The sequence below is a fragment of the Shewanella waksmanii genome, assembly GCF_043643685.1.
Taxonomy (GTDB): domain Bacteria; phylum Pseudomonadota; class Gammaproteobacteria; order Enterobacterales; family Shewanellaceae; genus Shewanella; species Shewanella waksmanii_A.
In genome coordinates this window covers 40,531-64,975 of record NZ_JBHZSN010000018.1, presented here as the reverse complement: position 1 = coordinate 64,975, position 24,445 = coordinate 40,531, and the positions used below count along the sequence as shown (strand labels likewise).

24 protein-coding genes are annotated in these 24,445 nt (G+C 43.8%); 10 read left to right on the top strand and 14 right to left on the bottom strand.

What is annotated here, in order from left to right:
* Window positions 1-86: 86 nt before the first annotated feature.
* Window positions 87-713 carry a uracil phosphoribosyltransferase gene (gene upp / locus ACHUFW_RS20260; RefSeq protein WP_394205703.1) on the bottom strand — a complete coding sequence of 209 codons (627 nt, stop codon included), beginning with the start codon at window positions 711-713 and terminating at the stop codon, window positions 87-89.
* Between the two features lie 213 nt (window positions 714-926).
* Here upp and purM point away from each other — a divergent pair, with 213 nt between their 5' ends.
* The 3 genes from purM (at window position 927) to ACHUFW_RS20245 (ending at window position 3,158) form a co-directional block, all read left to right on the top strand.
* Entirely contained in the window at window positions 927-1,964 is a 1,038-nt protein-coding gene (gene purM, locus ACHUFW_RS20255) for a phosphoribosylformylglycinamidine cyclo-ligase (RefSeq protein WP_394205702.1), read from the top strand.
* Window positions 1,964-2,608, top strand: a complete 645-nt coding sequence (gene purN / locus ACHUFW_RS20250) for a phosphoribosylglycinamide formyltransferase (protein ID WP_394205701.1) — start codon at window positions 1,964-1,966, stop codon at window positions 2,606-2,608. Before purM ends, purN begins: the two co-directional genes overlap by 1 nt.
* A gap of 145 nt (window positions 2,609-2,753) precedes the next feature.
* Window positions 2,754-3,158: a hypothetical protein gene (locus ACHUFW_RS20245; protein ID WP_394205700.1), complete on the top strand. Its 405-nt coding sequence runs from the start codon at window positions 2,754-2,756 to the stop codon at window positions 3,156-3,158.
* Window positions 3,159-3,160: 2 nt separating this feature from the next.
* Here ACHUFW_RS20245 and ACHUFW_RS20240 read toward each other — a convergent pair whose 3' ends face one another.
* Window positions 3,161-5,158 carry a diguanylate cyclase gene (locus ACHUFW_RS20240; protein ID WP_394205699.1) on the bottom strand — a complete coding sequence of 666 codons (1,998 nt, stop codon included), beginning with the start codon at window positions 5,156-5,158 and terminating at the stop codon, window positions 3,161-3,163.
* A 342-nt stretch (window positions 5,159-5,500) separates the two neighbouring features.
* Between ACHUFW_RS20240 and ACHUFW_RS20235 the strand changes: the two genes are divergently transcribed.
* The 4 genes from ACHUFW_RS20235 (at window position 5,501) to asnB (ending at window position 11,609) form a co-directional block, all read left to right on the top strand.
* The gene (locus ACHUFW_RS20235) at window positions 5,501-6,766 is read left to right on the top strand and encodes a serine hydrolase domain-containing protein (RefSeq protein WP_394205698.1); all 1,266 of its coding nucleotides are present in this window, start codon (window positions 5,501-5,503) and stop codon (window positions 6,764-6,766) included.
* Between the two features lie 184 nt (window positions 6,767-6,950).
* A complete protein-coding gene (locus ACHUFW_RS20230) occupies window positions 6,951-7,697 on the top strand; it encodes an HAD-IIA family hydrolase (protein WP_394205697.1) in 747 nt (248 codons plus the stop codon).
* A gap of 249 nt (window positions 7,698-7,946) precedes the next feature.
* A complete protein-coding gene (locus ACHUFW_RS20225; RefSeq protein ID WP_394205696.1) occupies window positions 7,947-9,590 on the top strand; it encodes a M28 family metallopeptidase in 1,644 nt (547 codons plus the stop codon).
* 360 nt (window positions 9,591-9,950) lie between these two features.
* Complete coding sequence (gene asnB, locus ACHUFW_RS20220) at window positions 9,951-11,609, top strand: asparagine synthase B (protein ID WP_394205695.1); 1,659 nt, start codon at window positions 9,951-9,953, stop codon at window positions 11,607-11,609.
* 65 nt (window positions 11,610-11,674) lie between these two features.
* Here the strand turns inward: asnB and ACHUFW_RS20215 are convergent, their stop codons facing one another.
* The 7 genes from ACHUFW_RS20215 to ACHUFW_RS20185 form a co-directional block, all read right to left on the bottom strand.
* Window positions 11,675-12,358, bottom strand: a complete 684-nt coding sequence (locus tag ACHUFW_RS20215; RefSeq protein WP_394205694.1) for a class I SAM-dependent methyltransferase — start codon at window positions 12,356-12,358, stop codon at window positions 11,675-11,677.
* A 138-nt stretch (window positions 12,359-12,496) separates the two neighbouring features.
* The gene (locus ACHUFW_RS20210; RefSeq protein ID WP_394205693.1) at window positions 12,497-12,826 is read right to left on the bottom strand and encodes a zinc ribbon domain-containing protein YjdM; all 330 of its coding nucleotides are present in this window, start codon (window positions 12,824-12,826) and stop codon (window positions 12,497-12,499) included.
* 287 nt (window positions 12,827-13,113) lie between these two features.
* Window positions 13,114-13,863, bottom strand: a complete 750-nt coding sequence (locus ACHUFW_RS20205; protein ID WP_394205692.1) for a substrate-binding periplasmic protein — start codon at window positions 13,861-13,863, stop codon at window positions 13,114-13,116.
* 58 nt (window positions 13,864-13,921) lie between these two features.
* On the bottom strand, window positions 13,922-14,275 hold the full coding sequence (locus ACHUFW_RS20200) for a 5-carboxymethyl-2-hydroxymuconate Delta-isomerase (RefSeq protein ID WP_394205691.1): 354 nt from the start codon (window positions 14,273-14,275) through the stop codon (window positions 13,922-13,924).
* Window positions 14,276-14,278: 3 nt separating this feature from the next.
* Entirely contained in the window at window positions 14,279-14,629 is a 351-nt protein-coding gene (locus ACHUFW_RS20195) for a VOC family protein (RefSeq protein ID WP_394205690.1), read from the bottom strand.
* 110 nt (window positions 14,630-14,739) lie between these two features.
* Window positions 14,740-15,444, bottom strand: a complete 705-nt coding sequence (locus ACHUFW_RS20190; RefSeq protein WP_394205689.1) for a DUF445 domain-containing protein — start codon at window positions 15,442-15,444, stop codon at window positions 14,740-14,742.
* A gap of 157 nt (window positions 15,445-15,601) precedes the next feature.
* Entirely contained in the window at window positions 15,602-16,021 is a 420-nt protein-coding gene (locus ACHUFW_RS20185) for a GNAT family N-acetyltransferase (protein ID WP_394205688.1), read from the bottom strand.
* Between the two features lie 341 nt (window positions 16,022-16,362).
* On the opposite strand from ACHUFW_RS20185, the gene ACHUFW_RS20180 reads away from it, so the two are divergent.
* Window positions 16,363-16,752 (top strand): VOC family protein, encoded by a 390-nt coding sequence (locus ACHUFW_RS20180; RefSeq protein ID WP_394205687.1) that lies wholly within the window; start codon window positions 16,363-16,365, stop codon window positions 16,750-16,752.
* Between the two features lie 88 nt (window positions 16,753-16,840).
* Here the strand turns inward: ACHUFW_RS20180 and ACHUFW_RS20175 are convergent, their stop codons facing one another.
* Entirely contained in the window at window positions 16,841-17,839 is a 999-nt protein-coding gene (locus ACHUFW_RS20175; protein ID WP_394205686.1) for a 2Fe-2S iron-sulfur cluster-binding protein, read from the bottom strand.
* Between the two features lie 164 nt (window positions 17,840-18,003).
* Between ACHUFW_RS20175 and ACHUFW_RS20170 the strand changes: the two genes are divergently transcribed.
* Both ACHUFW_RS20170 and ACHUFW_RS20165 read left to right on the top strand, forming a co-directional pair.
* A complete protein-coding gene (locus ACHUFW_RS20170) occupies window positions 18,004-21,174 on the top strand; it encodes a DUF748 domain-containing protein (RefSeq protein WP_394205685.1) in 3,171 nt (1,056 codons plus the stop codon).
* 298 nt (window positions 21,175-21,472) lie between these two features.
* Window positions 21,473-21,829: a glutaredoxin family protein gene (locus ACHUFW_RS20165; protein WP_394205684.1), complete on the top strand. Its 357-nt coding sequence runs from the start codon at window positions 21,473-21,475 to the stop codon at window positions 21,827-21,829.
* A gap of 81 nt (window positions 21,830-21,910) precedes the next feature.
* Here the strand turns inward: ACHUFW_RS20165 and ACHUFW_RS20160 are convergent, their stop codons facing one another.
* From ACHUFW_RS20160 to ACHUFW_RS20145, 4 genes are read right to left on the bottom strand one after another with little or no spacing between them, the layout of a single operon-like run.
* Window positions 21,911-22,336 carry a CBS domain-containing protein gene (locus ACHUFW_RS20160; protein ID WP_394205683.1) on the bottom strand — a complete coding sequence of 142 codons (426 nt, stop codon included), beginning with the start codon at window positions 22,334-22,336 and terminating at the stop codon, window positions 21,911-21,913.
* Window positions 22,333-22,683: a P-II family nitrogen regulator gene (locus ACHUFW_RS20155; protein WP_394205682.1), complete on the bottom strand. Its 351-nt coding sequence runs from the start codon at window positions 22,681-22,683 to the stop codon at window positions 22,333-22,335. The genes ACHUFW_RS20160 and ACHUFW_RS20155 overlap by 4 nt, the downstream gene beginning before the upstream one ends.
* Window positions 22,673-23,464, bottom strand: a complete 792-nt coding sequence (locus tag ACHUFW_RS20150; RefSeq protein ID WP_394205681.1) for a DUF1538 domain-containing protein — start codon at window positions 23,462-23,464, stop codon at window positions 22,673-22,675. Before ACHUFW_RS20150 ends, ACHUFW_RS20155 begins: the two co-directional genes overlap by 11 nt.
* Entirely contained in the window at window positions 23,461-24,198 is a 738-nt protein-coding gene (locus tag ACHUFW_RS20145; RefSeq protein ID WP_394205680.1) for a DUF1538 family protein, read from the bottom strand. Before ACHUFW_RS20145 ends, ACHUFW_RS20150 begins: the two co-directional genes overlap by 4 nt.
* Window positions 24,199-24,445: the final 247 nt, after the last annotated feature.

Here is a 24,445-nt window from a genome sequence, read left to right as displayed (position 1 = left end):
AAAATACAAAACGCCCGATGAAGTTCATCGAGCGTTTTAAACTGAAAAAAGTGTCAACCTATTTCAGGACTAGTCACTCGGATAGATTACTTGGTGCCGAAAATCTTATCACCTGCATCACCAAGACCTGGAAGAATATAGCCCTGCTCGTTTAGACAGTCGTCAATAGAAGCTGTGTATAGCTCGACATCTGGATGCGCTTGCTCAAGCGCTTTAACGCCTTCTGGTGCAGCAACAAGTACTAATGCTTTAATTGATGTGCAGCCACGATCCTTTAACAGGTCAATCGTTGAAATCATTGAACCGCCAGTGGCAAGCATCGGGTCAACCACCAATGCCATACGCTCAGGCATGTTGCTAGCTAGTTTTTCGAAATAAGGTACCGGCTCTAATGTTTCTTCATCGCGATACATGCCGACAACAGAGATACGCGCACTTGGGATATGCTCAAGCACACCGTCCATCATGCCAAGGCCAGCACGTAGAATCGGCACGACTGTGACCTTTTTGCCTTTAATCTGCTCAATCTCAACAGGCCCGTTCCAACCTTCGATGGTGACTTTTTCGGTCTCAAAGTCAGCTGTCGCTTCATAAGTCAGCAGACTGCCAACCTCAGCAGCCAACTCACGAAAACGTTTAGTACTGACGTCTCCCTCACGCATTAATCCAATTTTATGACGTACTAAAGGGTGCTTAACCTCAACAACTTTCATCTTATTCTCCTGACGTGTTTGGCGAGTTTTACCATCAAATTGCTGCAATTTTAGTAGATTTGTTCACAATGGAAAACATAAAGTTTTACAAACACACTAAATCGTGACCCAAGTCCTTTTGAATAAGGGCAATCTTCACTTTCGACGCTGCGAACAAGCTGGTAGAATAGCGCCGCATAAAATCCAATAACGATGTACCCGAGAGGATCCTCCGTGAGCACTCCTACCCAGCTAAGCTATAAAGACGCAGGCGTTGATATCGATGCCGGCAACGCCCTAGTAGACAATATCAAATCTGCTGTAAAACGTACCCACCGTCCAGAAGTCATGGGCAACCTTGGTGGTTTTGGTGCGCTATGTGAGCTACCAACTAAGTACAAACATCCAGTTTTAGTTTCTGGCACAGACGGTGTCGGTACTAAGCTTAGACTGGCTATTGACTATAAAAAACATGACAGCGTTGGGGTTGACCTAGTTGCTATGTGCGTCAACGATCTTATCGTTGCGGGTGCAGAGCCACTTTTCTTCCTTGACTATTATGCCACAGGCAAGCTTGACGTTGAGACTGCAACATCAGTGGTCAACGGTATTGCTGAAGGCTGTGCCCAGTCAGGTTGTGCCCTTATCGGCGGTGAAACGGCTGAAATGCCAGGCATGTACGAAGGCGAAGACTATGATCTTGCCGGGTTCTGTGTCGGTGTAGTCGAAAAAGATGAAGTGCTAGACGGCACAAAAGTCGCGGCTGGCGATGCACTTATCGCCCTTGGTTCAAGTGGCCCTCACTCAAATGGCTACTCGCTAATTCGTAAGGTACTTGAAGTTAGCCAAGCCGACCCACAAGCAGACCTTGCTGGTAAACCACTTATTGACCACCTGCTTGAACCAACAAAGATTTATGTCAAGCCATTACTAAAACTGCTTGAGCAACATGATGTGCATGCAATGGCTCATATTACTGGCGGTGGATTCTGGGAAAACATCCCACGCGTACTTCCAGACAATGCCAAAGCTGTAGTGAAAGGTGATTCTTGGCAGTGGCCTACAGTATTCAACTGGCTAATGGAAAACGGCAACATTGCAGAATTTGAAATGTACCGTACTTTCAACTGTGGTGTCGGTATGATCATCGCACTACCGCAAGACCAGGTTGAAGCTGCTGTTGAATTGCTAAAAGCTGAAGGCGAAAACGCTTGGCTAATCGGTAACATTGCCGCGCGCAATGGTGACGAAGAGCAAGTGGAGATAGTGTAATGCCCGAATGCTATCGCGTACTCGTATTGATTTCAGGTAATGGTAGTAATCTACAAGCCATTATTGATGGATGTGATGACCACCTCGGCGCAGAAGTCGTTGGGGTCATTAGCAATAAACCTGACGCATATGGACTTGTTCGAGCTCACCATAGTGAAATCGATACCAGCTGTGTGATAGCACACAAAGGCGAGTCTCGTGAAGAATATGACCAACGCTTAAGCGCTGCTATAGAAAAATACCAGCCAGATCTCATCGTGCTTGCGGGCTTCATGCGGATATTGAGTGACAAATTTGTCGGTCAATACCTCGGAAAGATGATTAATATTCACCCGTCTTTGCTGCCTAAATACCCTGGTCTACATACTCACCAACGTGCCATAGATGCCAAAGAGGTTGAGCATGGTGCTAGTGTGCACTTTGTGACCCCAGAACTTGATGCTGGCCCGGTTATTTTACAAGCTAAAGTGCCTGTTTATGCAGAAGATGATGCCGATGTTTTGGCTCAAAGAGTCCATGAACAGGAACATGCAATCTACCCATTAGTTGTAAAATGGTTTAGTCAACAACGCTTGCATATGGACAAAGGTATCGCCTTTTTAGATAACATTGCATTAGATGAGCGAGGTTACGCGGCGGACTAACCTGGCGCTTTGCGAAACAACGATTCAAAGGCATTTGCAGTAGCAAATGCCTTTTTTATTAGTTTTTACCAACTGCATTAATAACGACTAGAAAACCTTCGCCAACTTACTATAGCGACTCATTTCAACATAGAGTGACTGGGTTATGTTTTCTAAGTTTAGCCATTATCTACCAGGCAAAATGCATCAGCGATTTAGTGACAGCTTTCATCAACTTTCGATACAGAAATCCGACAACTATCAACAAACCCAATGGCAAACCATGGTCAATAGCGACTATCTATTTTTGATCTACCCAGAAACCAAGCAGCGTTACCGAGTCAATGGGCCTTACCAAACAACATGCCTTTCAGCAAAAGGCTTTGGCGCCTACATTAGCTTGCTGATCTTACATGACTGGGCGACAAAAATGTGCCAAATAGGCGACTTCCCCTATGCGCACTTTTTCCACTACCACTACTTGGACTCTAAGCGACACCTAAATGACTACTGTCGCCGTATGGGGATCCCTCAATTTGAAGCAAAACTTATCGAACGCATGATTGAGTGAGGTTAGTTAGGATGCAGTTGCACTTGATTACGCCCAGATAACTTGGCGCTGTAGAGTGCTTTGTCAGCACAAGCTAGAGCACTATGCCAGTGAGTGCTGATGTCTTGATTGTTAATAAGTGGGCTGACACCGATGGAAATCGTCACCGACAAAATGTGTTCGCCGGCGGTGATCTTAGTACCTTCTACAGCTTGGCGAACTCGTTCAAAATGCGCCTGGATATCACTCACTTCAATAGTCGCCGCTTCAAAGTTAAGCAATAATACAAACTCCTCTCCTCCCCAGCGGACCGCAACATCACCAGTGCGAATATTGGCACTTAGCAGATTAGCGATATGAGCAAGCACAATATCCCCAGCTTCATGGCCATAGCCATCATTAACTTGTTTGAAAAAATCAATATCGATAAGTCCAATTGCTAACCGGCTACCTGAGTGTTGCTGGTTGTTCGCCAGCTTTTCAATATGATCAAGCAAAAAGCGGCGGTTATATAGTCCGGTAAGTGGGTCAACGTTGGATTGACGAAATAACTCAGTGTTGGTGTCCTGCAAAGACTTATTGCTACTTTCAAGCCAGTAGCGCTTGCGAAGGGAGTAGATAATCAAGCCTATCGCCACCAAAATAGCAAAGAAAAGCAGTTTTTCCCTTAACAGCTGCTCATTTAAACGTGCCGCTTGAGCTTCACTTTTTGCCTTTAATAACGCTAGCTCTTGCTGTTTAAATTTATCTTGGTATCGCTGGCTTAAGTTAAATATCATTTTAGCGCGACTATCAAATAGCAGCGCCTTGTCTTCCTCATTGGCCTGGCGCTGATACACCAAAGCTTGTTGAAAATTCCCCAGCACTTCGTAAGCCAAAGCATAGGTATTAAAAGTATCGGCAAGCCCAGCACGAGTTCCAATTTTTTGATAGTGCTGTTCAGCGTTTTCAAGTGCAATAAAAGCGGCATCGACCTGTCCCAGCCGAACTAAAGATTTAGCCATAATCCGACTGCAATCCGCCTCAAAAAGTGGAAACTGATTGGCGTCGCCCTGTGCAATACAGCGCGTCGCAACATCAATCGCTTGTTGGTGCTGCTCGGTTTCTAAATAATAGTGTGCCCATGATGTCATGGTATTGAGTTGCAAGCGCAAATTACCACTCATATCAGCATGTTTCTCTGCATCAATGAGGTAAGGTTCACTTTCCGCAACCCGTCCCTGACGCTCTAAAATATAAGCGGCATTATTATTAAATGCACTCAGTTGGCTATCACTGCCGCCATGAATTTTGACATGTTCCATGGCGCGGTTATTTGCATGCCAAGCCTGTTGCCACTCTTCCAAATCGACATAAATAATGGCGATATTAGATAACACCTTACTGACGTATTTATCCTGAGGGTCTTTTAGAAAAATATCTAACGCTTGAAGATAATATTCCAGTGCTAGATAAAATTGGTCTTGAAAATAGTACAGTGCTGCCTTGGTATTATAAGCTCGGGCCAATAAGTGCAAGTAATCACTCTCTTTAGCAATCGCGATAGACTGGTCAACTAAGCTAATGCCTTGGTCAAACTCTCCCCGCTGTGCGGCAAAAGTCGCTTGCCACATCTTTGCTTCACCTTGCAGCCAGCTCGCGGCAAACTTAACCGCTAAATTATCCATTGCCACCACGCAATCTAACGCTTGTTGAGGCTCACCTTGAGATAAGGCGATGTCGTGGCATAGACGATAATAAGCAAAAGCATAGTAAGGTGATTGCTTTATACGCTCATCGGGGATTAACAGCTTAAGCTGTGCTTTCTTTTCAAGCACATCTATTTGATCGTCATGCAGTAATGCGACAATTTGCTTGCCGTAAACAAGGGTAATGAGATTATCTAACGGCGAAAACTCAGACTGATTCTCACTTTGAGCGTGAGCAAGCGAATGCCAACTTGCAATCACCAATAATAGCCAGGAGATAGCTAACCGACTTGCAGCAAAGCGTGGGAGATTACATCTATTAAGCCAATTCATAAACTGAACTTACTACTCAAATAAACCAACTAACTCGCGTTAATCTAGGCGGCACACAATAGCTGAAAAATGCGGCAGGTCAACACAATTTTCAAATAAGTTTGTCGTAGTTGGCAAAGCAAATACTGCTGCAGTCAATTTGCCGTCAACAGGGTTAATAGCAGCGTTTAACTATCCATTCCATGTGCTCAACAAGCGATGCGGCATAAACTGATAACACAGCTTCACTAACGCTAATAACAATGTCTAGTAATGCCCCAGATGGCACCATCGATATCAACAAGGCAACCTTGAAACTCAGGTTTCATTAGCGCCAAAATTTAGCGATATAGAGAGGTGAATATGAACAAAGCCGTTTTTGCATTAGCGATGATCATGGCCATAGCAAGCGTTAATGCAGCCGAGTTTCAGTCTAGAGATGCCGCTTTCATCGAGCAGGCGAAATCCCATATGATCACCATTGAAAACTGGGACCAAGCTGAAAACGCTGCGTCGACCTTTCCCCATGCTTATAAGTTTACTCACTCCTATAAGCTTGATACTAGCGGTGTTGCCCCGCAGCCTTTAACCGTCAGCAACAGCTTAGATCTGAGTCAGATAACAGTCACCGACATCGACGGTACCATCGATGTTGAAACCTTTTTGCGCGACAGATTAAAGAACCATTCAATGGTAGTGGTACAAAATAATCAAATACTGCACCAACATTTTTGGAATAATATGGGGCCTCACCAGCCACATTTAGCCATGTCTGTCACCAAGTCATTTACGTCGTTGGCTGCACAACAAGCGGTATCTCAAGGTTTACTCAATATGAATAAACCTGTGATTGAGTACCTGCCCTTCTTAACCGGCAGTGCCTGGCACACTGCTACCGTTCAAGATGTTGCTGACATGCGTACCTCGCTACTTTTAGATGTTCCCAAACATCAATCTTGGGATAATCGAATGACACTAGCCCAATCTTATAATAGCGATAAAGGCGCTAAATCTTATCCCAATGGCATTAAAGATTACCTAGCGTTAGTGCGCCTACGCGAAGGTAAAATGGGAGATAAATACACCTATCAGTGCGCCAATACTGAAGTGCTTGGTTTGATCGTTGAAAAAGTAACAGGTAAAAACCTCGCCAAGAATTACGAAGCATTACTGAGCCAAATTGGCGTTAATGACGACGTCTATTTAATGGCGGGCCATGCAGGTGATGCCATCGCCTCAGGCGGGTTGAATATCAGTACGGCCGATCTGGCGCGCGTGGGGCAACTATTGATAAATGATGGTAAAAACTACCAAGGCAAACAGGTCATTGATAAACACTTTATCAAGCAACTATTACAAGGCAACGATATTGTGCGTTCCGCTTGGAAAAAAAGCAAAGAGGCTGCGCTGGCACACGGGTATTACAAAGACCAATTTCGAGTGCTAAATATTGGCAAACACAGGATTTTAGCGATGGTCGGCATACACGGACAAGTTGTTGCAATGGACTTTGACTCTCAAACGGTTATAGCCATGAATGGAGGTTACCCGCAAACTGAAACACCAAGAATGGCTATATCTATATTTTACAAAGTGATCGCTGCCATTTTAGATGAGGTTAAATCCTAAGCTCACCAATTTTGCGCTCCCACTTGCCGATGTTAACGGACTAAGACATCGGCAAGTCTCATTGACTTTTTCGCCTCCAATTGGCAAACAAGTCGGCCAAAACCGTAAAAACCATTGTATTTCACTCATATTTATCATTAGATAAAGGATAAATATCGGCATAGAAGATGAAATAGAAGGTCTGATGAAAAATATTATTTGTGATATCGATGGTGTATTGCTGCACAACAACCAACTGATCCCAGGCAGTGACCGATTTATTCATCGTATCGTAGAACAAGGCAATCCGCTCGTCATTCTCACCAATTACCCTGTACAAACGGGTAAGGATCTCCAGAACCGATTAGGCGCCGCAGGTATTAAAGTACCAGAGGAATGTTTCTACACCGCCGCAATGGCGACCGCAGACTTTCTCAAGCACCAAAGTGGTAATAAAGCTTATGTGATTGGTGAAGGCGCCCTTACCCACGAATTATATAAAGCCGGTTTTACCATCACCGATATCAATCCGGACTTCGTCATTGTTGGCGAAACCCGATCATATAATTGGGATATGATCCATAAGGCGGCACAATTTGTCGCCAATGGGGCTCGATTTATTGCCACCAACCCAGATACCCACGGCCCAGCACATAGTCCAGCTTGCGGGGCCTTATGTGCGCCCATTGAGCGTATTTCAGGTCGTAAACCTTTCTATGTGGGTAAGCCCAGTAGCTGGATAATTCGTTCAGCGTTAAATCATATTGATGGTCATAGTGAAAACACTGTGATTATTGGTGACAACATGCGCACAGATATTTTAGCCGGATTCCAAGCAGGGCTTGAAACTGTGTTAGTGACCAGTGGTGTCAGTCAGCTTAGTGATATCGACAAGGAACCATTTAGACCTAATCATATTTTCGATTGTGCTGGCGATATTGATATCGTGTAAACGTGAATGCTATTTGATGGGTTGCAATGCCAATGCAACCCATCAAAGTGCCGCCAAGCAAACGCCTCTCTAGACCGCCTTAGCGAAATACTCGCTTTACCATCAAATGTGCAATATTGAGTAACAATTTAAATTCCCGCACTAGTTGCTTCTATCAGCTTGCATCAGTCATGATACGGACAAACCGCAAAGACGGTACCAGCAAGCAAAACAATAATAAAATACAATAACAATATTACGGGAACAGACATGCGACATATTCTACCGCTTTGCGCAGCACTGATTGTCAGTGCCTGCAGTCAAGGAGCTTCAGATCCAAGCAGTGATACTTTCAGCCCCCAATTTGATGAACAGCGCTTTAGAGATGATATTCAAATCTTAGCCAGCGACAGATTTGAAGGACGAGCGCCTACCACTCACGGGGAAAAACTCACACTAGACTATTTATCCAATGCATTTGAGCAAGCTGGGTTAGTTGGTGCTAACGATGGCAGTTATCTACAAGCTGTGCCTATGGTTAGCTATACCGCTTCTGAAAATCAGTCTATCTCACTTGCAGGAATCCCCATGCAATATCGCGATGACATTGTATTAAGCAGCCGTCATAACCAGCCACAGATCAGTATTAAAGATGCGCCTTTAGTGTTTGTCGGTTACGGCGTCAATGCACCAGAATACGACTGGAATGATTATAAAGGCATTGATATGAAGGGGAAGATTGCTGTCATATTAGTCAATGACCCCGGCTTTGCTCACCCCGAATCCAAACGCTTTAATGGCAAAGCAATGACCTACTACGGCAGGTGGAGTTACAAGTTTGAGGAAGCCAGCCGCCAAGGTGCGTTAGGTGCCATCATTATTCATGATACAAAACCAGCTTCTTACCCTTGGTCGGTCGTCGAAAACAGCTGGACTGGCCCACAGCAAGATTTAGTGCTAAGCCAAGAGATTATGGACCAACGTGTTCAAGTCGAAGGCTGGATCCAGCTCGAGCAAGCAAATGCATTATTTGAAAAAGCTGGTTTATCCCTTGATACACTAATGGATCGCGCTGCGGCTGCGCCTATCGCCATTGCATTAAATCAATCTGCCGATATTGCATTTGCTAACAATGCGACTTTTACCGATAGCTATAACGTTGTCGCCACCTTACCAGGTAAAGCCGCTGCTGATGAGCATATTCTTTTCACCGCTCACTGGGACCACATCGGCACCGATGATAGTAAACAGGGCGATAAAATCTACAATGGCGCGCTTGATAACGCCTCTGGCACCGCTGGTATCTTAGAAATTGCTAGACAATTTGCCCAACAAGCAACACAAGGGCATCCCAACGACCGCTCCATCACCTTTATTGCCACAACAGGTGAAGAGCAAGGGTTACTCGGATCGCGCTATTATGCTGCTAACCCAATTTACCCCATTGAAAAATCAGTTGCTGTATTTAACCTCGATAGCACTAATGTCTACGGTAAAACCAAAGACTTCACTATTGTTGGCAAAGGTAAATCGGAGCTTGAGACTTACTTAGAAGCAGCATTAGTCAGCCAAAACCGCGTTGCGGTAAGCGAGAAGTACCCTGAATCGGGCGGCTTCTTCCGCTCAGATCATTTCAGCTTTGCGCAAAAAGGCGTCCCAGCAGTTTTTGCCGGTGGAGGGACTCAACCCCTTGATGAAGCAACCGCCATTTACAAAGCACAAATGAAGCAGAAAATGAAAGGTTGTTACCATAACGTTTGTGACGAATACCGAGAGGATTGGGACTTATCTGGCGCACTACAAGACTTGGCAATTTACTACAAAGCGGCGCATCAATTAGCTAATAATAGTGACTGGCCTGGCTATTATCCTGCAACAGAGTTTCATCACTTACGTCCTGCTAAGCAACAATAGCTAACTTAGTAGCCTAGCTAAACAATAGACAATAAGCGCCCAATGGCGCTTATTGTCTATATAAACAGCAGTCTCACTCAAATTTTCGCCGCTAATAAGCTTTTTATTAAAAAACCACAGTTTGTTGCTACTCGCTAGCAAATGATTAATGGTAAGTCAGATATAACAGGCAAAATTCAATTAATCACACAAAAATCCAAGTAAAATTAAACAAACATCAATTTACTTAAGTTTAAAATGGGTTTTTATCGACAAAAACCCGTCAAAAAGTGCGTTTTTATCAATTTTAAATTTGGAGAATTAAACGAATGCTGTCACAGTAGCAAGCAATTAAGGTTTAAAGCTTGTTGGGAGTCCCCTATGTGTTCAGTATTTTCAATATTAGATATTCAATCAGATGCGACACCTTTGCGCCAAGTCGCACTGGAAATGTCAAAGCTACTACGCCACCGCGGACCAGACTGGTCGGGGATTTATAGCTGTGAACGTGCCATTCTCGCCCATGAACGTTTAGCCATTGTCGACGTTGCTAACGGTGCCCAACCATTATTGAGTGAAGATGAACAAATCATTTTAGCGGTTAACGGTGAAATTTATAACCACAAAGAGCTAAAAGCAGAATTAGGCGACAAGTACCAGTATCAAACCAACTCAGACTGTGAAGTGATTCTTTCACTTTATCAAGAATACGGAAGCGAATTTCTTGATAAGCTGAACGGTATTTTTGCCTTTGTTTTATACGATAAAGCCAAAGATGAATACCTTATCGGTCGCGATCATATGGGTATCATTCCCCTATACACAGGACGAGATGCTGACGGTAACTTCTATGTGGCATCTGAAATGAAGGCACTAATGCCTGTGTGTAAAACGGTTGAAGAGTTCAAACCCGGTCACTACCTAACCAAAGCTGGCTACCAACATTACTATCAGCGCGACTGGCAAGAATTTGATGCTGTTGCAGACAACGAAGCCAGTGTTGATGAGTTAAGAGAAGCGCTAGAAGCTGCTGTTAAACGCCAACTGATGTCTGATGTCCCTTATGGTGTACTGCTTTCAGGAGGCTTAGACTCATCGGTTATTTCTGCAATCACCCAAACGTTTGCAAAACGTCGTATTGAAGATGACGGTGAAAGCAATGCCTGGTGGCCACAATTGCACTCATTTGCCGTAGGGTTAGAAGGCGCGCCTGATCTTGCTGCTGCACAAAAAGTGGCCGATGCCATTGGCACGATTCACCATGAAATCACCTTCACATTCCAAGACGGCTTGGATGCCATTAAGGATGTGATTTATCACCTTGAAACCTATGATGTCACCACTATTCGTGCGGCAACGCCTATGTATCTGATGGCGCGTAAAATTAAAGCTATGGGCATCAAGATGGTGTTATCTGGCGAAGGTGCTGACGAACTCTTTGGTGGTTACCTGTATTTCCATAAAGCCCCCAATGCACAAGCATTCCATGAAGAGCTGGTGCGCAAACTAGACAAGCTACACCTGTTTGATTGTTTGCGTGCCAACAAAGCCATGGCTGCCTGGGGATTAGAAGCACGAGTGCCCTTCTTAGACAAAGAATTTATCGATACGGCGATGCGTATCAACCCTGAAGCTAAGATGTCTAAAGATGGCAAAATTGAGAAACACATTCTGCGTCAAGCCTTTGAACACAAACTACCAGAGGAAGTCGCATGGCGTCAGAAAGAACAATTTAGCGACGGTGTGGGATACTCGTGGATTGACGGCCTAAAAGATCATGCCGCTGAACAGGTCGATGACTTACAGCTTGCTAATGCTAAATTCCGTTTCCCTTATAACACCCCGGAAACCAAAGAAGCCTATTTCTATCGTACCTTCTTTGAAGAGTTGTTCCCGCTTCCTAGCGCCGCAGAAACCGTGCCCGGTGGTAAATCTGTTGCGTGCTCAACACCAGAAGCATTGGCATGGGATGAGAGCTTACAAGGGATCATCGACCCATCGGGACGAGCGGTACAGTCTGTACACGAGAGCGCCTACTAACAACCATCAAGGAGTGGCAAACCATTGTCGCTCCTTTTGTTATTTCTGACGATAACAGCCTATATCTAGGCAACTTTCTCGACAATCATATAAGCATGCAGCTCTGGGTGTTGGTCAAACTCCAGGTGCCGTAGCTGACAACCCAACTCGCTCACTAAATCAATAAAGCCCTGCGTCCCCAATGATGAGTAGTAAACAGCTTGTCCCATAGCGTCATCAACATGTTCGCCAGCTTCTGTGGTACCGCCAAATGAAAAAATTAACACCCCGCCAGGCTTTAGGCTTGTAACGAGATGGCTGATGACCTGTTGCTGACTTTGCAATGGAATATGCCAAATGCTATCCCATGCGCTAATAAAATCGTATTGCTCATGCAATGGCATTTGGCAGATATCAGCCTCAATAAAGCTCACCCGCGCCTTATCTTGTTTACCCGCATAGTATTGCTTTGCTAATCGAATCATCTCACTGGAAATATCTAAGCCTGTAACGGCAAAGCCCTGTTGCAGTAGCAAATCCGTTAATCGACCAGTACAGCCGCAGCCTACATCAAGGCCACGCAGTGTGTTCGCCGATGAATCTTGGTGAGGGTTTTGTGTACGATTTGTACTTGGTGACGGTTTAACCTTATGCTTTAAAAAGCTTAACGCACGCTCATGCTGCACAATGCCATTGTTAAGATTAAAGCCGCTATCTGTCCATAAATGAGTTAGCTTATTGTACGCGTGCGCAATGTCCAATGGTTTCAAATCTTATCCTTAAGCAATGATTTCACTATAAAAAGTTTACTGTCAACCTAGGGGGTTGACCTTTCACCGCTAAATTCTGTTCAAATGGCGACAGCTAGCCAACTCAGTAAAACACCACCAAACAATGGAGAAAACGCCCTAGGCTTTCTTTACATATTTAGCAGTGATGAGAATATCGCCGGCACCATCAACCTTGCAATCTAACTGATGATCTTTACGGTCAGAAATTCGTTTAATTAGCGCCTTAGTGCCAATTTTCAAGCCATTGGAGCTGCCTTTAACCTTTAAATCCTTAACTAAAGTCACTTTGTCGCCTTCAAACAAGGTATTGCCGTTGGCATCTTTCACATCAAGCTTTTCTTCCTGTTCATCAGGATCCCATTCATGGGCACATTCAGGACAAATCAACAGTTGTTGATATTGGTAAACAAACTCCGATTGACAATGCGGACAAGGCGGTAATGACATTAAATTTCCTAAAACTTAACTGAGTCTTGCTCTTTACAACAATGCGGTAAATGGTAACGACTAAGTTGATAATTTTAAAGCTAGATTGATTGTGAATGATAAAAATCACTTACATTAGAACAACTCAACTCAAAACCGATTAATGCCCCGCGCTAAACGCAGGGCACAATGTAAAGAGCAAAAGTTAAAGATAAGAGCCTTGCCACTACAGTTCGACATCTTTCAACAGCTTATTGATTTTATCAGCCATACCCAATAACGCATGGGCAATCACTAGTGTAACAGCGTTAATACCAATCAACGTTTTGCTCAACAAAACGCGCTATTTCATGAATAAATAGCTGTTGTTGATAAGCACTATCTATCACAGCTTTTAACTTGGCATCATCAATTTGCAATTGGTGCTTGCGACTCACCCCAAAATAAATCACCCGCTGCTCTTGAAACTGATAGGGATGAATTTTCAAACGTTGTTCAAATTGTGGGAAGCGTTTTTGTAAACTTGCGATGGTAATTTCAGGCACTATCAATAGCTCAAAACGGCCGCGCAATAGCATATTCATGGCAATTTCAGCACTATTGACCACGATTTTACGCAGCTGTTGGTCCTGATCAAATCTTTCAAAGTAATATGTATCCCTAGACACACCGATGGTATGACCTTGCAAAGCGTCATATTGATAAATATCGGCGACGGTCAAATCACTGATAAAACGATAAGCACTATCTGGCCTATATGGCAAAAAGTGAGCATAGGTCATGCGTTGCGGCTGTTGAATAAGCCCTGCAATTAAATCTACATCACCGGTTTCGAGCATACGCAAACATCGAGCAAAATTAGGGCTTTTTACTATCTCAAGTCGATGTTCAATCAAAGTCGCAAATAATCGAGCAGCAACAAGGTTTTCGCCGCTAACATGTTCACCTTGGACAATTTGAAAAGGCGGATAATGATCAACACAAAGGCGCAATTTGGGCTGTGCCCAAATTGGAAAACTCATCAATATCGCTAAGACAACCCAAGCATATTTACTCAATCCATCCAACTCCCCTGTTGTTCGCTTTGCTTGGTTTTCGCGCTCACTCCGCGTTGTGTTAACCGGCCTGATTTACCACTTTAAAGTAATGCGGTTTGTCGATATCCGAAACCGACATAGTCACGCTATTAACATGGGAAACGCTAGGCTCAATGGCATAATAAATTAGCTGCATTAAGCTCTGCTTTTGCTCAGTTGTTCGCCCTGGCATGATGGTTAGTTGAATATGGATGAAGCCATCATCAACTACCTCACCGACAAAGGCATGTTCGGCCGAGTAACCACGCGTTTTTACCGCAGAGGGTTCAAATAGGCCACTTTCTATAACAGCCAAATGAATATCTTTAATAAGTTGGCTGATATTCACGTCATGCTGCAACGCAGCGTCATATTCGACCACACAATGGGGCATGTTTTACTCCGTCCATACTGCATATTCATTGCCATTAGGATCGCTAAAATGAAATCGCTGACCACCGGGGAAGCTGAATGTTGGCTTAGTAATTTGACCGTTGGCAGCGATAATTTTTTGCTCAGTGTCAGATAAATTATCACTATACATGACCATCAATACTGAGCCATGTTGCGTTTGCGCCTGTTGATTAGATAAGTAAAAGCCACCAGTTATCCCCGCATTGGTAAAACAAGTATATTCACGTCCGTAATCAATAAAGCCCCAGCCAAACACAGATTTAAAAAATGCTTTACTGATAGCCAAATCCTGACTAGGTATCTCTAGGTAATTGATTTTATTGTGTTCTGACATGTGACAGCTCCTTCGGTTCCCCTATTGAGAATAGCAATACTTTTATTATTAGCCCAACCTAAAGCGCATAACGAACCTGATATTATATCGATATTAACGACTGATATTATCTACTGAATAATACCTGCGACTAAACCAATCACTCCACCAAATACGCCGCCCCAGATGACCAACCACCCCAAATGCTCTTTAATCATTTGTTGCACAATCTCTTTTACTAGTTGTGGGGTCAATTCGCTTAAACGTTGTTGAACAATCTCTTCAATCTTATTACGCATGTCATCCATCACGTCCGGCTGTTCAAGTTCATCTTTAATCAGTTCATAGAACTTGTCGCTTTGCGCTATTTCAACGAGTGATGATTTCATCTTCTCAACAAAAGGGGCTTTCAACGGCGTAATGGCTTCACTGCCACCAAACATTGCTAACATGCCCCCTAATGAAGACTGCTCAACCGTCACTACCAAGGCATCAAACGCTGGATCTAAGTCGACCTTTTCAATCACAGGCGCTAAATCAAGCTTCATTGCGCCTTCACCGTTTTGGCTTAAGAATCGGTCAATATTTTCATGAGTGAAAAACTGTTCCATCATTAAATCAGCTATTGCTTGCTTAAACTGTTCAAAACGCGCAGGAATAACACCAGAACCGTACAATCCAGGTACTTTTTCAAATAACATATGCACCGCAAGCCAATTGGTTAATGCACCAGAGAACGCGAACAAACCAATACTCAATACAATAGGCTGTTGTAATGCATATCCAATTGCAATCAGCCCCGCTGCGATAACGTTAGTTATAACACTCTTGTTCAAGCCAAAATCCCCACTACTATGAAAAAATAAACGCCATATGTTACCACATGGCGTTATTGTTAGTGCAAGTTGACCATTGCTGTCTCAGCAACACTTAGGCTTAAATCAATTGGGGCTTAAATAAATTGGGACTTAAATTAATTGAGGCTTCCAGCAACTAGGGTGACACACACATCACACCATCTAAGTAATCAACTTCAATCGGCAAGAAACCGGGGCTTGCGAGTTTATCGCGCCTAACTGCAAGCACTTGCGTTTCATCAGCCAACTCCTTCGCTTTGGCTATCAGCTGTTTCGCAATACCTTGACCTCGAAATTCTGGCGAAACATAGAGATCATCAAAATACCAAAGAGGTTTAAGTAACAACGAAGAAAACGAGGGATATAGCTGAATAAAGCCAACAGGCGACTCCTGCATTAAACAGAGCAAAATAACACTATCATTTTCAGCTAATCTAGCTGCAATGAATTGCTGGCTTAATTCAATATTACTCGGTTGCCCTAAACAGCAGCGATAATCATCAAACAAAGGCGCGAGAGCCGCTAAATCGGTTTCAATTGCGATGCGAAAAAACATATATCTTCCTTGATTTTATCATTTGGCGACGTTGAGATATCGCAGCAAACCAGCAGGAGCTGTATTTGCTCATACCTAAATTGTCGACGACGTTCCCTATACACAGCAAGCCCTTGACCTGCCGGGCACCCACTCACTCAATCCCAAGAAAAGGCAAGAACACCTATAAACATTATTTGCCCTTACATCCTTACCCTAACACAAGCAAAGCCGCTGACTAATAATAGAATAGGTTGATTTTTGTACATTTAAACCGCTTTTTTCGCCATTGTTTTCAACCGAGATAAAATTTGTCAACTACACTGATAAACAAACACTTTCTATACGGAGTTTTGCTCGCCATGACCTCTCCTTTTACAACCAACGGTGCCGTCAGCTGGCATGAACTCAGTTCTAATGATACTGATGCTTCTATTGCGTTTTATGCCGAAGTATTTGGCTGGAGCTTTAAAATGCTGTCTTTGCCCCATGGCACCTACCATGTGATTGAAAGCGACGGTCAAGGTATTGGCGGTATTTGTGACAATATCCAACCAAACACGCCGAGCCATTGGACAGGTTATGTAACGGTAAAGTGCGTTGATGATGTGGCAATAAAAGCCAAAGAATTGGGTGGTGAGTTACTTTATGGGCCAGAAGACATTCCCAAAATAGGACGGTTTTGTTGGATCAAAGATCCCCAAGGTGCGATCATTGCGGCAATTACCTACCAGCCTCAACATCAGCCATAACTAACATAACTAACATGACTAATTCAGTTAACTCACTGTCTTGACAGTTTTACAGCCTACCTTACTAGACCGGGCAGCATAATGCGGTCTAGGCGCGCTCTCTGGATCTTAAATTTTTATATTCAAATGCTATAGCATGAACACGTTCAATCGGTACACCATTAAGAAAAGCGGTTTCTCGCCCCGCGTTCACAAAACTTGGCTCTCCACATAAAACCACCCGATGTTGGCGATCAAATTGATGCTGCTCTGCAGCATGTTCAAACGGATCACCAAGCACCACTTTACCTGGTAGTGTTTGCATTGAATCTAACTTAGATACACAGCCCAAGTATTGCAACTGCCGATAACGCATCGCCGCCTGCAGAAGCTGGCTGTGCATATAAAGTTCGTCGATATTATTGGCACCATAATACAAATAAATCGGTCCTTCATGGTGCCGTTCAATCGCCGCTTGTACCATAAAGTAAGCAGCGCCTAGTCCAGTACCAGATGCAATAACAACTAAGGTATCTTGCTTAAAATGGGGTTGGTAATACGCTTTACCTAGAGGCCCCTGAACTAACAAACGTTCACCATTACCCGCTCTGTGAAATAACCAATCACTAAACTGGCCGTTGTATTTACGCCTTACGTGTAGCACAACTTGTCTGGCGTCACTGCCGCTGGCTAATGAATAGCTGCGAGTTAAGCCATCAAAGCGTCTTAAATTTACGTATTGTCCCGCGCGTGCCTCGATGGGCTGACTAAGCTTAATCACCACCTCAACGACACTTTCTGATAAGAACTTCTTACTCAGTAACGAACCACTGATAAACAGATCTTGGGTCATCACTGATTTGAGCTTTAGTCCATCGGTAGGCCGGCATTGGCAGGAGCAAACATAGCCATTTTCTTTCAATGTTGAATCAAGGCCACGCTGCGAACCAACAGACAGGGTTCCTGACACATGCTGCACAATGCAGGTCTTACATATGCCTTTCTTACAAGAATAGTTAAGCTCATGACCAGCCTTAACGAGGGTATCTAAAACGGACTCGCCCTCACTTGACTCGAATCGCTGCCCATCGAAATAAAATTGTGTCATCTGATTTAAGCATCATCCTATGGTGGTGTTTTGAAAACATCTGCCGACTGCTATACTTATGAAAGCAGTCAATTTTTATAACAAAATTATCTTGTCAGCCCACTTTATAATAATACGGCAACGTATATTTCGTCTTAGATTGCACCAGCAATAAAAAGGTTTACATGTCTAGTTCAAGATTTTCACCAGCGCAATTTATCCGCTTTTACCAAAGCTTACCTAAGTATCAACGATATGTTGGAATTTTGTTATGCTTTTATCTGCTATTTTTGATTGCGATAAATCAGCTCACTCCCTATCTGATTAAAAAGTACGCACCACCAGCCTTATCAGAGCAACTAGGTCGCCCAGTTCAACTCGATAATATCACCATTAACCCTTTTACTTTTGATACGGTTATCAGTGGCTTCAGCATCAGTGAGCAATCTGGTGCTGAATTTGTCGGTTTTAAGACACTATCATTTGATATGCGATTTTGGCATTCGGTAGGCCAATTTGCTTTTAGTCTCAATCAAGTCCATTTACAGCATCCCTATGGGTTATTTGAAAGTTATCATGATGAAGCGAGCGGTATTAAATTTAACTTCTCAGATATCATCGACAAATTAACAGCACCCAATGCTGTTGCAGCAAACAAGCCAGCAACAGATCCATCAGCAGATGGCGCCCTGCCCCATGTGTTGGTTAATAATATTACGATTGAACATGGCCGCTTACACTATCAAAACCTAAACTTAGGTACTGGACTAAACTACCCAGACTTAAATGTCGTTATCAATGCCTTAGATACCCGCGCCCAGCTTACTCAATCTGCAACAGGCAATCAGTTTAACATCACGATTCAGGGCGAAAATGGCGGTCGAGTCTCCAGCCAAGGGCAAGTCCAACTTAAACCGTTATCGCTAAACGCCCAAATTGCGATAACTGACGTCAAGCTAAAGCAGTTTTGGTCTTTTATCGATAATCAACTGCCAGCTCAGCTCGATAGTGGTGCACTGAGCTTAAAAGCCAATCTTGATGTTCATGAGCAATCAAGCCAAACACAACCATTAAGTGTTAGGGTTACAGGCGGTCAACTAACAGTCGATAATCTCGCATGGAGTGATGGAACCGGCAAAAATGCTAGCCGGAAGTTAGTTGCACTAAAGCAACTACAGCTTGTGGGCATTAATATTGATGCCAATGATCAGCACATAGATATTGAGCAAATTAACAGTCACGGCTTAGACGTCACTGCCACGCTTTCAAGCCATGGCATCGACTTGGTCAACGATTTCAGCATCACCTCAGCGGCTACGCAGCCATCTAAGCTAACTCAAGCAACTGCGCTATCCCAATCGACAACTGGGCAAGCCCAAACAGCAATTAAGCAAGTCAATAGCGATAAAGGTGGATTGTTTGCTATTCCGGAGTTGCCATGGTCTATTAACGTGTCAAAGCTTGACCTTACAAAGTACGATGTCAAATTTACTGATAATAAGTTTGCATCAAACAAAGCATGGAACATCAATAACCTGTCTTTTTCCACCGGTCCGTTTAACGCCAAACTTGATACACCTATTGATTATCAATTGAGGTTTAATATCAACCAGCAAGGGCATGTGAGTAGTACAGGAACCCTTAACGTTTTATCCCCTAATTATGTGGCGGCTTGGTCAATACATGACTTTGACCTAGCGATGCTACAAGCCTATCTCGAACAAAAAGTAAACTTGTCGCTTAAACAAGGCAGTTTGTCAGTCGACAGCCAAGTAACGTCTGATTTTGCCGACAACGCCATTGTTGAACTTAAAACTAACATCGAAAATCTAAAAGTGCTCGATAATCGCCAAGATCAGCCCTTATTAGAATGGAAGAACATGCAGGTACAAAAAGCTGTTTTTAATCAACAGCATAATAGCTTAGCAATCACAGCCATTGATTTTGAGCAACCATTTGCTCGTATTGTCATTGATAGCGACAAACAAACTAACTTTAGCGATATTGTTCTAGCCCAAAGCAGCCAAGCAACCAGCGCCATCAACTCGCCGGAGACAACCAAGTCTGCCCTAAACAACACAACTGTTAGTGACGCTAGAGAAAAAGATAACGGCGATACAAGGGCCTCAGCAATAGATATTCGCATTGATGAGATAAACCTCAACCAAGGAGCCACATTCTTCGCAGATAATTCATTAACACCTAAATTTGCCGCCAGTATTGAGGCGCTCAATGGGCAAATCGCCAACCTTAATTCTAAGCCCGATCACATCGCCACTGTCGATATCACAGGTAAGATAGACAAATATGCCCCTGTTACAGTCAAAGGAAAGCTAAACCCATTACTGAGTTCCCCCTATTTGGATTTAGACCTCAGCTTTAAACATGTAGAGCTGACGTCGGTCAACCCCTACTCAGGCACATACGCTGGGTACTACATTGATAAAGGTCAGCTTTCGCTGGATCTCAGTTATCAATTGCAAAATAATCAGCTTGTGGGCAGTAATCATATGGTGGTTGATCAGCTTAAACTGGGTGAGCCTACAGATAGCAGTTTAGCCACCAGTTTGCCGGTAACATTAGCCATTGCCTTATTGCAAGACCGTCACGGCGTCATTGACCTAGGAGTGGATGTCACAGGTGACGTCAATGATCCTGACTTTGGTATTGGAAGTATTGTGTTAACCGCATTCACCAATGTCATCACCAAAGCAGTAACCGCCCCTTTTTCACTGCTTGGCGATCTGTTTGGTGAAGATGATCAACTCGATAAAGTGGAATTTACTGCAGGAACATCGACTGTCACAACTCAAGAGCAAGCTAAACTCAACACCTTAGCAAAAGCATTAGCAGATAGACCGATGTTAATCGTCAATATCGAAGGTGCAATCAATAAAGCCGATGATATTAAGGCACTGCAGCAACTTCAACTTAACGAGCAGTTGCACAGCATTGCCAATCCACAGCTTGCTCCCGCAATGACCAATGAACTGAGCCCAAGTAATATGCCGACATCAGGTGAGCTATCTGACGCGCTCAAACAACTAGTGTTAGCGCAAACAGGTCAAAGTGACGAGCAAGTTCTTGAGCAACTAAAACTGAACAATGCGCAAAGTGACATAACCGAGCAGCAAGTCCTACAGCGCTGGCATATGGCAATGTATAACCTGACCCTAAATAGTTACGATATTTCTGACTCGCAATTGGCGCAGCTCGCAAGTGATCGCGCCAAAGCCGTTAAAGCCTACCTTGTTGAAAAGCAAGATGTGAGCGCAGCACGGATATTCTTGCTTGATAGTCAAGTTGATACCTTGCACGGTGAGTCGATTGCTCAACTAACCTTAGATGCTCAATAAACTTAGATGCCTTATATTAGGCGCCTAATATTAGATGCTAATATGAAATGCCCAGTATTAGATGCTCAGCAATTAATGCGCTGGTGAACTTTTGAGCTGAGTTTTACCGCCCTTTGTGGCAAGTTTATGCAATACAAAGGCTTTGAACTGTAGCTAGCCTGCATGCAAAGCCGGTAACACTGCATCCATGAACCACAAAGGCTGCCTCACTACAAAATATAAATAACTCACCCGAGTCTTTAACATTGATGAGTCATCAGCTAGAATCAGCGCCAGCTAATAATTAGAGAGGTGGTTCATGTTTGTTGTTCGCTGGATTTTAGGTCGTATTATTTTACTATTGAATTTTGTATTTGCTCCGAAAAAGCGCCAAAGACCGGTTGCAGAGCAAAATAAAATCGATGAGCAAACCCAATCTCTGTCTCTTTATCAATATGCAGCTTGCCCGTTTTGCGTCAAGGTTCGTCGAGCTATTCGCAGACAAGGACTCAACATAGCACTAGTCGATGCCAAACAAGCTGAGCACCAAAAGACACTCACCGAACTAGGTGGTAAAACCATGGTACCTTGCCTACGTATTGAAGAAGCCGGAGAGGTAAAGTGGATGTATGAATCATCAGATATTATTAATTATCTAAATCAACGCTTTGCTTAATAAACTAGGTACTTTGCCTAGATTCCCTGCTTCAGTTTAGAGTTTATCAGGCCGCCACAAATAGTTGGCGGCCTGTTTATATTATGGAGTATCCATCTGATCTGTGGTGTTAGCTACCATCCCTTTAACCACAATATCATGATAAGTGACAATCCCGAGAATATTACCAGCCTCAATCACCGGGGCTTTGTTGATCCCAAAACGTTCAAAAAGCCTCGCGGTATATCTGACGTCCATGTCAGGATCCACCGATAGCACCGGCTTTATCATAATTTCATATACATTCATACGTTCCGGTGCCCGATCTTTTGCCAGAACTTTACGGGCTATATCACTCATGAGCACCATGCCATAAGCGTCATGTTCATGACGTTTATTAACCAATAAAATACTGACATTCTTCTCTGTTGCCATACGAATTGCCGCAGCAACAGTATGCAGGCCATCTACCATAACGTAATCTTGTGTCATCACATCACGATTAAATGTTGGGCTGTGCGATTTCATATTTGATCCTCTATCTCTTTGCTTAGCAACTCAACCTGATGTGCGACGCCCACCGCATCTTCAACATCAATTTGAATAGCAATTCCTTGCCCAGGATTAGTGTCAAACTGACCTACCTGACATATCGTCTCTAAAATATGACGACTCATGTGTTCTTCAACTAACCAAAGTACCACATCTCGCTGAATATCTAACCCAAGCCCCATAAAGGTTTTTTGCTTTACAACCCCTTCCCCTCGAGCATGATTGATCACCGTAGCACCGGTTGCTCCAGCTTCTCTTGCTGCATCCAACACAGCGTCGGTGCTGGTTTCATCGACAAACGCAACTATCATTTTAAAGCGCATGTTCTCGCTCCTTTGCGATTTTTCTTTTACTCACAAGTTCTACCAATTGTGCATAAGCCATCACTGTGATCATCGGAAACAAACTGGCAAATGCGATTAATCCAAATCCATCGATTAGTGGATTACGCCCGTCTACATTGGTTGCAAGACCAAGGCCCAACGCTGCAACAAGCGGGACAGTAACCGTTGATGTTGTTACGCCTCCGGAGTCATAAGCTAATGGGATAATCATTTTGGGCGCATAAAAGGTCTGAATCACCACCACTACGTAACCCGCTAAAATGTAATAGTGGATCGGATCACCAACCACAATACGAAAACAGCCTAACGCGATCCCCATTGCCACACCGATAGCGACGGAAATGCGTAGGCCTTGAATACTGATGGTGCCACCGGAAACTTCATTGGCTTTTATCGCAACAGCAATTAACGAAGGTTCTGCTATCGTGGTACTAAAACCTATCGCGGCGGCAAAAATATAAACCCATAGATAATCTTGCCAGGCAAACTGAGTTAATTGACTATCGCCATCTTGCAAAAATGACGTTGAAGTTAGCTGCTCTGCCATACTCTCACCAATGGGAAACAGCGCCATATCTAATCCCACAAGAAATAGACTTAAGCCGATAATGACATAACCAAATCCGAGTAAAACTTTACGCCAATTGGCAATCGGCCGCTTTAACACCCCAAGCTGAAACCCGAACAATATTATCGCTATTGGCACAACGTCGCGCGCTGTCAGTAAAAAGGTTTCTAGAATCATTGCCCAATTAGTCATTTAAGCACCACCATTCCATAGAGCAACACAAAAATCATCGGAGTAAGACTGGCAAAGGCAATAAGCCCAAAACCATCAAGCATTGGGTTACGTCCTTTGATAACAGTTGCCAGTCCGACACCAAGTGCGGTTACAAGCGGGACTGTGATTGTCGAAGTTGTCACGCCGCCAGAGTCATAGGCAATACCAATAATGTCTGCTGGTGCAAACGCGGTGAGAATCATCACGGTGACATAACCGCCAATGATCAAATAATGAATCGGCCAGCCTTTTAATATCCGAATCACCCCCAACAAAATGGCTAAGCCCACGGCCAAGGCCACAGTTAAACGTAGCCCCATCGCATAGCTGTCCATTGCCTCTTCAGAGCTCGCAATGGCTCCGGCTTGGGAAGCAACTTCTGCCGCTTCGTTAGCCACCGCAGTAAGAGCTGGCTCGGCCAATGTTGTGCCAAAACCCAAAGAGAAAGAAAACACCACTAACCAGAATATGCTGCCTTTGCGCGCTAACGCTTGCGCTAGGGACTCACCGATAGGAAATAGCCCCATTTCAAGACCAAACACAAAGAAAGTGAGACCAACAACAATAAACACCAGGCCGATGAGGATGGAAACTAAGTTATCCGGCGCTTGTTGAAGCACGAACACTTCGAAAAAACCAACAACCAATATGATGGGAACGAGATCCCTAAAACTGCCTAGAAGTGACTTAAATAATGTAACTATTGCGGCCATGCTATCTCCCTGCCAATTCGGCGCTCCTACTACACTTTACTCCTTAACGCCACAGTTTCAGTGTGCGCTCACCAATCTAAAACACAACAGAAAATTAACAAAAACAGCATGATTTGTGACCTAAATCAAAACAGAGTGATTTTTCAGGTTTACGCAAGCAAAGGGCAATGGTGATTAACCCATTGCCTGCATCACGACTATCGGCATCAATTAGTCACCATTTGTTACTCGTGATGCTTGAGCCTGT